Below are 14451 nucleotides of genomic sequence, written 5' to 3'. Positions count from 1 at the left end.
CGTTTTCAGCGCAGGCGCTTGATCAGATATTTGGGCGATTCTTCATAATTGGCACGCGCATAAAACTGATGGGCGCGCACTCGGCGTGAATGGCTGTGAACCTCCATACGGTCGCAGCCTCGTTCAGCCGCCACACTCTCTGCCCTCTCGATCAGACGTTGGCCAATACCCGCGCCGCGATGCTCGCCGCTGACGCACAGATAACTGATGCGACAAAAATCGCCCTCAAGCGGCAGCTGTGGAATAAAATGCAGCGAAATAAAACCGCAAACCTGTCGGTTAATTTCCGAAACCCACAGCACGCTGTCGGGGTTGCCCCGCATGCGGCTAATCTGGCTTTCGATAAACTCGACGCCTGCCGGATAATCCAAATCGGCCAACAGTGCCACGATAGCCTCAGCATCGCCAGCTTGTGCATCACGAATTAACATATAAAATCCTTACCGCTTGGGCCGTTGCCCACGAGTTTGACTACAAATTGACGATTTATTTCGGTAAACTTGTCTGGCTTCAGGCTTGTCTATTAACGAAAACCAAAGCTGTTGGAGATGACATTCCTCCCAAACCGCCTTCACCGGCTGATGATGTCTACGAAATCTCATTGAGAGGTTCGTAGCATGACGCCGGAACCTTTCTTAACATTGACTCTTTTTTTGAAAGGCATTTATGTTTAACACTTTCCTGGCAGTTCTCATCGGCGGTGGCGTGGGCAGCGTTGTGCGCTGGTATATCAGCCTAAAACTTAATCCGTCCTCTTCCGTTGTGCCACTGGGCACGCTGGCCGTCAACCTTGCCGGTGCGTTTATTATCGGCCTGGTGATTGCGATGTTTAACCGTATGACCCAGTGGGATCCCGTGTGGAAAATGCTGCTCACCACCGGCTTTTGCGGCGGTATGACCACCTTTTCAACATTCTCGCTCGAGGTGGTGTATATGCTGCAGGACGGCCGTTTTGGTGCCGCACTGCTCAATATCGCCCTCAACCTTTTTGGCTCGCTGGCGTTGACCATATTGGGCTTTATGCTCGTAAGCTGGTACACCGCTCATTAACGTTTAACCCGCCGAATTATTGACGATTTAATGTTTTCTTAACTTTCGGCGGGGATAATACCCTCAATTTATTACAGCATGATTTATTGCGCTTCGCTGTCCAGATAATATGAGGCTTACCATGTTTTCACTTCCAAAAACCGCCAGCGAAATAGCCGTCACCGCTCTGTGCCTGGTCGTAATATTGAGCTTCCTACACAGCTATTTGCGATAGTTTTACCCTCCAGCCGTTTAAAAAGAGCCTTGGTCAAGAGATAAAGGCTCTTTTTGCAACATTTATAATACAATTATTTATTTTCCCCTCCAGTTTCCCTATAATTGAGAACGAACGTTCACAACTCTCATCATCCGGCACTGTGTGATTTAACCTGTTGATTTGAGTAAAGAACATGTTATCCACTTGTCAGGTGCCTTTATGCATCCCGCACATCAAACAAAAGACCAACGCGTTTGCGCCCGCAGGGACCAGATTGTCGACGCCTCACGACTTTGTTTTCGTAAGCACGGATTCCACGGCGCAGGCATGGCTGAAATTGCCAAAATGTCACAGCTTAGCGTGGGCCAAATCTACCGTTATTTCGTAAACAAAGACGCCATCATTGAAGAAATTGTGCGACGCATCGTCTTCAAAAAGATCCAGATAATGACCGGCGGCGCGCATAACTTGAAACAAATGGCCAGTAATCTGGCTCACCGGGTTATAGGGGCTCAAAACGTCGATCACAGCCAGATTCAATGCCCCGAACTCAGCCCAGAACAAAATGAAATCGACCACGCGTTGATGCTTGAAGTCACGGCTGAGGCAACGCGCAATCCAGTCGTCGCCAAAATACTGCGTGATGCCGAGTCAAAATTATTTAACGAAGCCAAGGCGATGTTGACGCCCTATTATCCCAACATGCCCGAAGAAGAACTTAAAGCGCGTCTCGAGATGTTGGCTGTGCTGTGTGAAGGAACGGCTTTTCGCCGCCTAGCGCATAAGCATGCCGACTCGGAAATATTAAAAACCGTTTACAATCAGGTTTTTACAAAAGTCTTTAGCGATTATTCGCCTCTCCACACTGCGGAAAATTAATGAGCGATCATTTAGTTAAAAAACGCCTCGGCTATGCCTTGGTTTTAGGTTCACTGGCAGCACTTGGACCTCTTTGCACCGACCTTTATCTTCCCGCATTGCCGAGTCTTGCAAACGAACTGAATACTAATACCGCCACCAGCCAGCTAAGTCTGACGGCGGGCCTGCTGGGCTTAGGCGCAGGGCAACTTATCTTTGGTCCGTTGAGTGATCGTTTCGGTCGAATGCGGCCGCTGTTGCTTTCGCTGATGCTGCTGCTAGGGGCTTCGGTCTGGTGTGCAATGGCGCCCAATATCGACCAGTTAATCATAGCCCGTTTGCTGCAGGGCATAGCCGGTGCTGGCGGTGCTGTACTGTCTCGCGCAGTCGCCCGCGACCTTTACAGCGGCCACGACCTGACCAAGTTCTTCGCATTGCTGATGCTGGTAAACGGACTGGCGCCTATTATTGCGCCAGTACTCGGCGGAGGATTGCTAACCTTCCTGAGTTGGCGCGGAATTTTTGGCGCATTGGCTACGATTTCTATTCTGCTGTTTATCTTCTCGGCCACCAAACTGCACGAAACACTGCCGGTAGAGCGGCGCTCGCAGGGCGGCGCAGGTGCAATGATCAAATCGCTCGGCATGCTACTGCGCGAACGCCAGTTTATGGGCCTTTGCCTGACACAGGGCTTTATCATGGCCGGCATGTTTGCCTATATCGGCGCTTCACCATTTGTATTGCAGCAGATTTATCACCTCAGCCCTGTCACCTTCAGCCTATGCTTTGCCATTAACGGGATGGGACTGGTGCTTGCTGCGCAGGTGTCTACTCGTCTGGCGGCCGTGTGGGGTGAGCTGATGATGGTAAAAATTGGCCTGATCATTGCCGCCGTTGCGTCCGTCATTCTGGTGATTGCCGGTGCGCTTCAGGCGCCGCTGGTTACGCTGCTGGTGCCGCTGTTCTTTTCCATTATAAATATCGGAATTATCGGCCCGAACGCGGGTTCGCTGGCGATGCAGAGTCAGGGACGTAATGCCGGCAGTGCTTCGGCGCTGCTTGGCGTGAGTATGTTCGCGCTCGGTGCCACCAGCGTGCCGCTGACCGGCATTGGCGGTACGTCGGCACTGTCGATGGCGCTGACCCTCTGCGGCTGCTTCGCCATCGCCATTCTCATTTTCGTGTTGGTGGCGCACCCTACTTTTGCTAAAAAAACTGCCGCTGCTTAATCGCAACTTTTAAGCGAAATGCTGAATAACAGACAAAAAAAAACCCGCATCGGCGGGTTTTTCAGAATTCGGCTAAAGTTAGATAGCGATAACGTTAGCAGCCGACGGGCCTTTGGCACCATTGGTGATTTCGAACTCTACACGTTGTCCTTCAGCAAGAGTTTTGAAACCATTGCTTGAAATAGCAGAGAAATGAACGAAAACATCTTTGCTGCCATCTTCAGGGGTAATGAAACCAAAACCTTTTGATTCATTGAACCACTTAACGCTACCTTTAATCTTAGACATCAAACTTACCTTAACGTGAATGTAAGACACAAAACGTGTGTCAATAACAGTACAGCAACAGATTCAGGTTTTGTCCACAATTCCGATTGCAATAAGCGATAAAGCTCTCACTCTTCGCTTTTCGACAAACGTTCATTCTGCGAAAAGGGGCTTTTTTGGAGCCCCTAGTACCTAAACTTAGAAGAATGAATCGTCGTCGTCGTCGTTACCACCGCCAAAGAAGCTGTCATCCGAGTTATCCAGGAAGCCTGAATAAGTGTTGTCATTGTCGTTTCCGACGTTGTTATCGTTGCTAAAATTACTGTTGTTGTCGTTAAACGCCGGATTATCCCAGCTGTTGTTACCGCTCAAAAGTGGGTCAGTGGCTGAATCAAAGTTATTATTGGTCACTGGATTATCTTCAACGATGTTAACGATTTCGGAAGGCTGGCTGTGGTGGAACATGCCGGTCAGCATGTCGGCCAACATCACGCCGCCCGCTACGCCGGCGGCAGTTTTAAGCGCACCGCCAATAAATCCAGAGCCGATTGGCGCAGAGGCTGCCGGTGCGGCCTGCTGATAAGCGGGCTGAGCAGGCGCAGCATTATTGCCCCACGCGTTATTTTGAGTGCCCGGAATGGGGCCAGTGCCTGATGAAGACGGGGTGTTCTGTGGCTGACTGCTGCCACCGCCAAACAGACCGGCCAGGAAACCTGTACTCTGCGGTTTGCTGTTTTGCGCCTGACTTTGCAGTTGAGCAACCTGCTGTTGCAGCTCCTGAACTTGCGCATTCATACGCTTAAGCGCGGCTTCTTGAATGATCATGGCCTGAGCCATGTAGTAAGGCGCACCCGGTTGCTTGCTCACAAAAGACTGGATTAGGCGTTCAGCCTCAGCGTCACGCGGTGCGGTATTGGACTCAGCCTGTTGCAGACGGCTGAAAAGACCTTCAATTAAACGCTGTTCTTCGGATTGCATGGGATCACCTTTCACTGTTTATTACTGGCCATGCGAAAGCATGGCCGAGTCTGACACTCACACTAATACAAATAGTTTCTTCTATGTATTAACTGAGTGTCAACAGATGTGATCTGCGTAAAGTTCTGTACGACTACTTCTTAGGCTGCCAGCTGAAAATGAAATTCTGATCCGGTAACTGTGTGAAGTTACGGATGATTTCGTGATAGGTATGCGCTGGGTCCAAATCTTTAAACTGCTGCGGATAAATGAATTTTGCCAGATATTCCATCCCTACGATGTTGTAAGGATGGTTATAGAACTGGTGGTACACAGCATAAACATGTTTGTCGGCCACCGCAGGCACCTGAGCAACGCCAGTGCGCGAAATAAGCACCTTCGCTTCTTTATCTACCTCAGCCTGCGAAGCGCCATAACCAAACGGCATCATCGTTGTCTGGCCTTTGCCCGGATGAATAGAACCGGTAAACAGGTAGACGTCTGGTTTCATTGCAATAACTTTTTCCAGCGCCACTTCACCGGTTGCGCCTGGCAGCAGAGCGGAACCAATATTTTTCGCCCCAACGGCCTCAATCAGCTTACCCCAGCCCGTTTCGCCGTGAGTAAAACAACATGAGTCGGAACGGCCAGCCAGCGGTTCAATAAATACGTTTGGACGATTCTTGATGGAAGCAATCGCATCTTGAATACGCTGATAGTGTTCATGGTAGAATTTTGTGTAGGCTGCGGCATTTTTCTCCTGGTTCAATACTTTACCCAGTAGTTCGATGCTAGGCGCGGTGTCTGTTGCAGGATTGATGTCGTAATCAACGAATACGATTGGAATGTGCAACGCATTCAGCTTGTCGATAACGCCGCCCTGCTCCAGTGATTTTTTTGCCCTCATCTGGGCAATCATCAAGTCAGGTTTTTTTGAAATCACCGTTTCCAGATCGACTTGCCCCTGATCGCTAAAGCCCATATCAAGGATTTTTGCCGATGCTGGCCATTTGCTCTTCAGCATATCCCAAGTCCCGGCATCGGTATTTTTAAGCAGGTTGTTCCAGGCTACAACGCGCTTGAACGGGTTACTTTTATCCAATACTGCCAGCGATAGGATATCGCGACCGTCCTGAACGATAATACGTTCAGGCTCTTTATTAATCGTGATTTTTTGACCTGAAATATCGGTTACGGTCAGCGGATAAGTAGTCGCAAAACTCGCAAAAGAGGTGGCCATCAGGCCAGCAACGGACAGCACGCGCGCAGTATTTTTCAACATGGTTGTACCCGAACAATTAATAGTAAAATAGAAATGATTATAAGAACCATTATCAAGTGATGCCGGAATAATAAACAGTTAACGGATTGGCGGGCAACGCTTTTACCTGACCGAAAGTGATTTAACTATTTCAAAATATTAATGAAAGGAATTAAAACGGAAAGATGGCGGATGAAATGCCCGAGCTTGCGCACCGGGCATTGTTTTAAAGGCCGTTACTTGTCAGCAATGTATCGCCACAAAAATTCACTGACCAACGCGCGTTTAAAGGCGTTTTGGGCTTTGTCTGCCGCTGCGCTGTGGCCACCCTCGGTATTTTCATAAAAATAGACGTCTTCGATGCCCAACTGCTGCATCTTGGCAGCCATTTTACGCGCATGCCCAGGGCCAACGCGGTCATCGCTGGTCGCGGTACTAAACAGCACCGGCGGATAAATTTTTAACGGATCGATATTATGATAAGGCGAAAACGCCTGAATATAGGCCCACTCATCCGCTTTTTGCGGGTCACCGTATTCGGCTATCCACGAAGCGCCGGCAGAAATTTGCGTATAACGCTGCATGTCGAGCAGTGGAACTTCACAGATAATAGCGCCAAAAAGTTCAGGGTAACGGGTGAGCATATTGCCTACCAGCAGGCCACCGTTACTGCCACCCTGTGCGGCAAGGTGCGCCGGTGAGGTAATTTTGCGGGCAATCAGGTCTTTCGCTACCGACGAAAAATCCTCATAGGCACGCAGGCGCTTTTCCTTCAGTGCCGACTGATGCCAACGCGGCCCATATTCTCCCCCGCCGCGAATGTTGGCGATGACAAACACGCCGCCGCGCTCGAGCCACGCCGGACCGGTTACCCCGAGATAATAAGGGTCGAGAGAGATCTCGAATCCGCCGTAGCCATAGAGAAGGGTCGGGTTGCTGCCGTCGAGTGCGATATTTTTCGCCGAAATAACGAAGTAAGGAACCTGTGTACCGTCGTCGGAGATGACAAAATTTTGCGCAACCTGATAGGCCGAGGCGTCAAAATAGCCTGGAGCTTGTTTGATAATTTCTGCTGGGCGGCCATTTTCCTCGCCCAATATGCCGTAATACAGCGAGGTGGGTTGCAGGAAACCCGTCACCGTCATAAAGAATTCATTAGTCTCGTCGTCAATACCCGACGCGCTGATTTTACTCAAGTCTGGCGCATCGCCCAGCCCCGCGCGGGTCCAAAGTCCCCCTTCGGGCTTTAGAACGTCAAGTCGATTCACCACATTGTCCATAACACTCAGGATAAGGTAATCGCGCGTCATCGAATAGTTATCGAGTGTGGTGGTTGCCCACGGCGTAAACAGCGATGTAAATTGACGCCCACCGGCCATAAAGTCCGAGAAATCAGTCACCAACAGACTGCCGGAAGGGTACGTTTCACCGTTAACCTGCCAGTCGCTGGCTGGAGAAACCAGCAGCCAGTCACGCCAGGTGCTGAACTTGGCGTCCTGCGGCACGTCAATCGCCAACAGTCCCTGTTCCTCATCAAGTAAAAACACTTCGCGATGATAGAAATCGATGACTCTGCCCACAAAGTTGCGCTCAAAGCCCTGCGTATCGTCATGGAATACCATCACTGACATGTCGTTTGGCTCCACCACAAACTGCGTCTCTGCTTGCTCAAGCGGCGTGCCGCGCTGCCAAATTTTGGCGATGCGCGGGTAACCCGACGTGGTCATTGAATCCTGGCCGAAATCGGTCGCAACAAACAACCGGTCACGGTCAATCCACGAAACGCGGCTTTTGGCGGCGGGAAGGATAAATCCGTCTTCAACAAAAGTCAGTGCGGAGAGATCAAACTCGCGAATAGCCGAGGCATCTCCGCCGTCGGGAGAGAGGTGCAGCAGGGCATGCTGATAGTCTGGCGCTAACACCTGAATGCCGTAATAGACCCATGACTGGCCCTCTGCTTCGCCCAATGCGTCGATGTCGAGTACAGTTTCCCACTCAGGGGCGTCACTGCGGTAAGACTCGAACGTGGTGCGACGCAGCAGGCCGCGAGGATTTTTTTCATCCTGCCAAAAGTTATAAAAAAGGTTGCCGCATTTGCGCACACCAGGGATTTGCGTTGACGCATTTAGGCAATCCAAGACGTCGTCACGAACGGCTTCAAAACGTTCGCTTTCGGCGAATTCTCGGCGAGTTTGCTTACTTTGCTGAATGGCCCAATCGACGGCCGTTTCGCCTTTTATCTCTTCAAGCCAGATAAAATCGTCGGGAGTATCTTGGAGGTGCGTGGTGCCTGATGACATAAAACTGCTCCTGCGTACGTTTATGGCAAAAATGGGGCGGCAATAATGAGGTTCCGCAATTAATGGAAATGTAACGCCTCATGATTCAAACTCTTATGCGTTACATCATCGCTATTTTTATCATAGTCATTTTTGCTGTCTATCGCCTCGCCCATTCGTTGCAAAACTTTATGACCAATGTTGTTGGTCCAGTTAAAGCTGTTTTGCAACACCACTACCGCCGTTTTGTGCCTCGTGTCCAGCCCGATATAGCTGGAAAAACCGCCGATAAACCCAACCTGATAAGTAATGTTCTGGTTGCCCACTTCATCAACAATCCAGCCATTGGCCGCCGCCTCACTGCTGCGGGCATAGCGCACGCGAAGGGAGTCGCGCAGGGCATTATCAAGGGCGCGGTCACCCGTCGGATAGAGATGTGCGTTGGCGTAAGTCAGCAGATCGTCAGCATTGGTATAAAGCCCGGCAGCGCCAATCATTAGCGATGAAAAATGCCAGTCGGGAACCTGACTGCCACGGCGGATAAATTTCGGCTGGTCACCAGCATGCCCCAGCGCACGCTGCGCATAGCCGGGCAGCATTGGGGCCTGATAGCCGGTGTGCGTCAGCTTTAAAGGACCGGTGATATTTTCTGCCAGCAGCGTTTCAACCTTTTTCCCCGTGCGCAACTCAAGGATGTAGTCAAGCAACCCATAGCCAATATTGGAATAGCGCGGGGAGAGATCCTGCGGCGCAGAGAAGTCGGCCAAGTAGTCGACCAGGCTGTGCCGGTCGAGCGCGTGATAGAAATTGTCGCCGGTAAACAGGTACTGCACTACACCGCCGAGCATCTCGGTAGTCATCATTTGTCTTGGCAGACCTGAAGTATGCGTCACTAGCTGTAGCAGTGTAATTTTACGGGCATCGCGACTCAGCGGGGTATTGAGTGGCAGCAGTGTTTCAAGCGTTTCATTCCATTGGAAAACGTTCTTTTGTACTATCAGCGTGGTGATTTCTGCCAAAAAACCCTTGCTGACCGAGGCAACGGCAAACAGTGTTGAGCCGGTTACCTTGCCGCCGTCTGGCTCACCGGTTACGCCGTAGCTGTAAACGCGGGTTTGACCGTCAGGAAGCAGTACGCCGACCACCAGTCCCGGAGTTTGTTTCTGTAAAATGAGAGGAAGTGCAAGACGGTTGACCTCGGCGCCAATATCACCGGTTCTCGCCAGCCGTAGGCCCTGTTCGCGAGTGGGGTCAGTTTTCATTTTGGATAAAGTACTACAGCCGCTGCTGACGCAAACCATCAGGCACAATAAAAAAGTCTTCATTGCGCAATATCTTGTTATCACTAATGTTGTGCCTGTTGTTAATGCCTCGGTGAAAACCGGAGGAAATAGGACGGTAAGACGTTTACCGTCCTGAGCTACCTTTTATTGCAGCAAGGTACCTTGAATCAGGTTGGCCTTCACTATAGTGACGTCTGAAATATTCAATGCCTGCATAAAACCTTCGACTAACAGCAGATTTGTCACATCCGTTGCGCGGTAATCACCCGATAACTGAGCATCAGACTGGGTAATTTTCATCTGAGCGACGCGCTCAAGGTCGGCAGCACTGTATTGATTGTTGATGGGATGTAGCTGATCCTTAATAGAATAACCGTGCACGCCACCAATACCCACCACTTTTTTGCTGCTCGCTGCCTGCATAATTTGTGGATTTACATGCGTACGGGCATAAAAATTCACCCACCGTAAAATCTCTCCCGCCAGTGGCCCAACCGGATTCGGTGAACTGACCTGTTTGAGGTCTTTGTTCATCATCACTTCAATTACCATGTCTTTCAGGCTGACCGACGCTAATTTCCCCTGATAAATTTCAGGTGTTTTAACGCCATTTATCCGGTTATAAGTGGTCATCTGCATTGAGCCGCCGCCAATGTCCCACACCAGCAGATCGGTGTCTTTAATTTTGGGGTCATTCAACGCAGCCTTGGCCGAGAGGAAACCTAATTCAGCCTCCTGTTTTTGCGAAATAACGCGCAGGGAAACGTGCGCTTGATGGTTAAACTGCTTAATAACCTGCGGCCCGTTGGCGGCTGTTCTAAAAACGGCAGTCGCTACGCCGGTAATGCGCGCAGGATGAAATTTTTGTGCCTGTAAGACCAGCGCTTTGAGGGTGGTCACGCCCAGCTGTTGAATTTCCGGGCTGAGCTGATTGTTGGCAGACTTGGCCAAGTCTTCATTAAAGCCAATGGGCTTTTCCTGAGCGAACAGCACTTTACCCAGCGTTTTGGTGCAAACGTTGACTTCGCTGACCAGAATTTTAGTGGTACCAGACCCCATATCAATACCCGCACGCACCTGGGTACAATTTTTTGCCATTGCGTGCGTAGCGAATACCAAACACAAAATCGCGGTAGTATTTTTAATACATTTAATCATGAGTGCCCTGCCCTGAAATAAACTGCAAAAAATAAAGAAGAATAGAAATACCTTCTTTAAGCAATGAATTTCAAGTCGAATCTCGATGTCGATATTTTGTCAGAGCAAAAAATTAACTCATCAGGCCCGCCCCAACGTTGATCGAAAGCCCCAAAATAGCCAGATTGAAAATAAAGGATAATACCGCCTGCAACAGAGAGATTTTCCTCACTGAGGTATTGCCGGTGCCCACGTCCGCGGTTTGCGCCGCCACGGCGATAGTGAAGGCGTAATAGGCAAAGTCCCAATAACCGGGCAGTGCAATTTTGTCGGGAAACAGCAGGACTTTATTCTCGTCGTCGTTATTCAAATAATGCATGTGCGCATAGTGCATGGTAAAGGCGGTGGGCAGCAGAGACCACGACACCACCAGCGTTGCGGCGGTCAAGGCAATATGCTGCACCTTGTCGACCCCGCCGAGATTTTTTACTGTCCCCAATTCAAACAATATTGCCAAAATGCTCACCAGACAGGTTATGCACACCAGTGCCAGCACCGTGGCCGCACTTTCATCTTGTGCGCGAGCAAGGTGGGCAATCCCCTTGGCGGGCGTTTTCAACATAAGTACCCACAGAAAAAGCAGATACAGCCACGCCAGAACGTTCCAACTCATCAGCAGTCGCTGCATTAGCGGCTGATTGGCCGGTAACAAGAAGAAGCTGATGACGGCCAGCAGCAGTGCAACCAACAGTCTGGGACGGGTGCGATAGTAGTGCTTAAGTGGGTGCAATAAGTTCATTTTTCAGCAGTTCTTAGTGAGCCAGTAATAATCTAACTGTAGACTGCTGTGAGTGATATTGAAGGTCATTGATCGGGCTTACGGTAATAAAAAGGGTCAAGCATCGCCGTCGCTACACCGTGCCTTTCATTCGGTTCAACGTCTGGAACGTCGGGCAGCATAAAATCCAGTTCAGGTAATCCGCTGGGTATCGACGGAAAACGTGCATTTCGCATGATTTCCAGCGTGAGATCTTCTTCCGGAGGAACAGGTAAAGTGGGTGCCAAAGGCAAGGTTGCCCATTCGCTGCTGACGCTTTGTGGATGCATCGGCGCATCAACCATAATTGTCTCCAATGCCTGATGACGCAGCTGTTCACTGCTCACGTCTCTGACAGCACGGGACTCCTGCCACTGCATCTCTTTATCAGCCTCCCACTGCTGCTCTTTTTCCGCATTACGTGCCGTCGCCAGGTAAGCGCCTCGCGCCGCGGCAGTCATCGTGGCGGCATCAGTCATTAATGATGACAGTCGTAAGCTCTGTGAGGCTTTGGCATCCTGTTGAGTTCTGATTTGACGCGTCTGCTCCCGTAACGCTAACGTCCTATTCTGAAAGCGTTCGAAATTTTGCCGATCTCGTTGTTGTAAATCATCGACTAATGCAGCATTAAAGATGTTATTTTCCGGCAATAAAGAGTCCAGACTGTGCTTTCTCTCGAGGGCAGGCCGTTTTAAATTTTGTCGCTCAAAAGAGAAAAATTGGTTGAGTACTGATGGTTCAGTTATCAGACCCGCGTCATGGAGTTCTTTGACAGATTGGTCAAACGTTTCCTTTGCACTATCCAACGATGCTTTTATTCCTTTCTGCTGAGCTTCTTTAAAAGCCTTGGCGGTTTGCACTGCTGTAAGCCTTTGTGACATGTTTTTTATTCGTGCATAGAATGATTGGTTTTGTATAAACTCCAGCGTTAGCGGACTATCCGAAGTATATTTCTCCCGCATCACACTATGAATTTTCTGTCTGGTTGCGACATTACTGCTCAGCCGTCTTATTAGCTGTGACACTCTTAACCCCGACCGTTGATTCATGATCAGTGGCAAGGTATTGACTAAAGACAGTTGTAAATCACGGGTTGTCGGTAAAAAAGCCGCAGCAACGTCATCAACCGATGCTCCGTGCCGATTCAATAGATTTAACAACGTACTGGTCACTTCATGAATAACATAAGCCCCGACTTTTTCTCCCTCGGCACTTTCAATCCCCATCGCAGCCCAGCTTATTATCTGTTCATCGCTGATCCAATTTAATAGAGTTTCAGGATAAACGTTCCTTGTTTGAATAAAACGGCTTAGCAGATCGGGTAATTTTTCTGATTGCCCCGCCCTTACGGTGGATTTTTGTTTTCTTTTATTAGAACCGACCACAGGATCGTCGAATGAGATTGTACTGGCGGAGCTGGCTATTGATACATTGTCCACCTCAAGTATAGAAGTTGAGGATGGAGGATGAATGACGTTAACTAATTTATTTTGATGGAGAAGTTGTAAATACTCCATTTGAAAAGTGTCGAGGTCCACGGCTTGAAGATATTGTTGGTGGTTATTGGTGAATTCCTGAGCGGCATGGCCTCTTAATTCTGCGATAGCCGCTGCTGTATCTTCACGTCCTAGCCCTTGGGCTATCGCACGATACAGGCAGTCTCCATCAGGTTGATTGGGCTTCTTCACACCGTCCTGAAACAAATTATAGTGTCCGCAGTCTTCTTCTCCCGACCTAACCAGCGCAATAGTCGCCTCACCGATTGACGGCGCTCGATTGACTGGAATATCGGTAACCCCACGAAAATAAAGCGGTTGCTGTTCACCGTCTTGAATAACGGAGATGACAAGATCAGCGGGCAACCTCCCCGAATTCAGCAACAGCTGCACCACCTGATCGCCCAGCTGATTATTAAAACTACCGGGTTCTCGCAGCATCAACTCCGCTATATTGTGAATGTCCTGAAGACCAAATAAGGGCATTGGCGAGAGCGGAAGATTGTAAATATCACTGGTGGAGTCATGTTGTGCGACTCCAGGTTCGGGTAAGCAGCATGAGGTAGAAGGCGCCGGTGAGGCACTCGGCGTGGTATCGCGATATTCAATCCCGGCGAGGTCGAGCAGGTTTGCTGGGACAGTGACCCCCTGTGCGTCACACGCTGATGTATCAATGAGCTGCTGTGCATCAAACACTTTGGTTCTTCTAAAATTATTCAATAAAGCGCCGGTTGCAGCAGAGCACTCACTGGCGTTTAAGCCATGTAATTCTTTCAGCCGTAACCCCCACTCAATTTGAGTTTCACCCGGTAATCTTGGAGACTCAGTTTGCGCGCGTATTACCCCTTCGGTAACTTTTTGAAATAGGGGTCGCGTCCCCAGTGTGTTGGCGCTAACCCCAGCCACCGTCGCATAGTCTCTAAGACAGTAGTTTGGATAAAGCATCTTTAGACGGATGCCGTACTCTAAAGGCGTTTCGTCCGGTTGACAGTGCGTTTCGGAACGCATTTTATCGATAGCTTCATTAGGCTTTCGAAATAGAGGTGAGTGATGCAGCGTAATCGGCGTCACCCCTGCCGCATCGGCCAATTGAGCATGCGTTAAGTGGGGTGCGGCAATTCCCAGCCTGTAGGCATACTGAAGTGAGGTTTCGTGCTTTTCCCTTGGCGTTTTATCCTTCGCTGCAAACATCTCTTTATTTTTGGCTTCATTATCACGCAATTTATAGGGTCTTACCTGAGGTAACGGGATAAAAGAGGCTGGATTAGCCACGCCTTGCAGACTGGAAATCCACGGACTGACCGGCTGAGACATAGCGCGAGTATCAGGAAGAGGAATAAAGGGGGGAGTTGACGACGGTGTAATTTTATCAGACATCGGGTGTCACTCTCTATGAAGAGGCGTTGCAATAACGCGTTACTTACCAATAGAAGGAGAAGAGAGACTACGTGTTCGGCTAATAAATCACTGCTATTTTTCAATCATTTGAATAATTTTTTCATGACGAAAAAGGGCCAAAAAAAGTAGACACCCCATTAACGAATGGTTCAATCGGTAAACACGGCTTGAAACATTCACTGTCTGCCATTAATGAAACGGACAAAAGAAAGGACAACGCGAT

At 49.5% G+C, this 14451-nt stretch carries 12 protein-coding genes and 1 riboswitch; of the genes, 3 read left to right on the top strand and 9 right to left on the bottom strand.

What is annotated here, in order from left to right; genetic code table 11:
- Window positions 1–5 precede the first annotated feature (5 nt).
- A complete protein-coding gene (locus BS639_RS10070; RefSeq protein ID WP_055777118.1) occupies window positions 6–431 on the bottom strand; it encodes a GNAT family N-acetyltransferase in 426 nt (141 codons plus the stop codon).
- Between the two features lie 104 nt (window positions 432–535).
- Window positions 536–598, top strand: a riboswitch (Fluoride riboswitch).
- 68 nt (window positions 599–666) lie between these two features.
- Between BS639_RS10070 and crcB the strand changes: the two genes are divergently transcribed.
- The 3 genes from crcB (at window position 667) to BS639_RS10055 (ending at window position 3333) form a co-directional block, all read left to right on the top strand.
- Window positions 667–1050: a fluoride efflux transporter CrcB gene (crcB, locus tag BS639_RS10065; protein ID WP_055777115.1), complete on the top strand. Its 384-nt coding sequence runs from the start codon at window positions 667–669 to the stop codon at window positions 1048–1050.
- Between the two features lie 415 nt (window positions 1051–1465).
- Window positions 1466–2125 (top strand): TetR/AcrR family transcriptional regulator, encoded by a 660-nt coding sequence (locus tag BS639_RS10060; protein WP_084983024.1) that lies wholly within the window; start codon window positions 1466–1468, stop codon window positions 2123–2125.
- Complete coding sequence (locus tag BS639_RS10055; protein ID WP_084983023.1) at window positions 2125–3333, top strand: multidrug effflux MFS transporter; 1209 nt, start codon at window positions 2125–2127, stop codon at window positions 3331–3333. The genes BS639_RS10060 and BS639_RS10055 overlap by 1 nt, the downstream gene beginning before the upstream one ends.
- Window positions 3334–3411: 78 nt before the next feature.
- Here the strand turns inward: BS639_RS10055 and cspE are convergent, their stop codons facing one another.
- From cspE to BS639_RS10015, 8 genes are all read right to left on the bottom strand, one after another.
- Window positions 3412–3621 carry a transcription antiterminator/RNA stability regulator CspE gene (gene cspE / locus BS639_RS10050; protein WP_009636912.1) on the bottom strand — a complete coding sequence of 70 codons (210 nt, stop codon included), beginning with the start codon at window positions 3619–3621 and terminating at the stop codon, window positions 3412–3414.
- A gap of 177 nt (window positions 3622–3798) precedes the next feature.
- On the bottom strand, window positions 3799–4578 hold the full coding sequence (locus BS639_RS10045; protein WP_084983022.1) for a DUF2076 domain-containing protein: 780 nt from the start codon (window positions 4576–4578) through the stop codon (window positions 3799–3801).
- A 133-nt stretch (window positions 4579–4711) separates the two neighbouring features.
- The gene (locus BS639_RS10040; protein ID WP_084983021.1) at window positions 4712–5839 is read right to left on the bottom strand and encodes an ABC transporter substrate-binding protein; all 1128 of its coding nucleotides are present in this window, start codon (window positions 5837–5839) and stop codon (window positions 4712–4714) included.
- Window positions 5840–6054: 215 nt separating this feature from the next.
- On the bottom strand, window positions 6055–8118 hold the full coding sequence (locus BS639_RS10035; RefSeq protein WP_084983020.1) for a prolyl oligopeptidase family serine peptidase: 2064 nt from the start codon (window positions 8116–8118) through the stop codon (window positions 6055–6057).
- A gap of 59 nt (window positions 8119–8177) precedes the next feature.
- Window positions 8178–9422: a serine hydrolase domain-containing protein gene (locus BS639_RS10030; protein ID WP_173882085.1), complete on the bottom strand. Its 1245-nt coding sequence runs from the start codon at window positions 9420–9422 to the stop codon at window positions 8178–8180.
- Between the two features lie 102 nt (window positions 9423–9524).
- Window positions 9525–10538, bottom strand: a complete 1014-nt coding sequence (locus BS639_RS10025; RefSeq protein ID WP_084983019.1) for a Ppx/GppA phosphatase family protein — start codon at window positions 10536–10538, stop codon at window positions 9525–9527.
- A 112-nt stretch (window positions 10539–10650) separates the two neighbouring features.
- The gene (locus tag BS639_RS10020) at window positions 10651–11316 is read right to left on the bottom strand and encodes a DUF1345 domain-containing protein (protein WP_084983018.1); all 666 of its coding nucleotides are present in this window, start codon (window positions 11314–11316) and stop codon (window positions 10651–10653) included.
- A gap of 65 nt (window positions 11317–11381) precedes the next feature.
- The gene (locus BS639_RS10015) at window positions 11382–14207 is read right to left on the bottom strand and encodes an OTU domain-containing protein (RefSeq protein WP_139804081.1); all 2826 of its coding nucleotides are present in this window, start codon (window positions 14205–14207) and stop codon (window positions 11382–11384) included.
- Window positions 14208–14451: the final 244 nt, after the last annotated feature.

Source organism: Rouxiella silvae, assembly GCF_002093625.1.
Taxonomy (GTDB): Bacteria; Pseudomonadota; Gammaproteobacteria; order Enterobacterales; family Enterobacteriaceae; genus Rouxiella; species Rouxiella silvae.
This window is presented reverse-complemented; position numbering and strand designations above follow the sequence as displayed.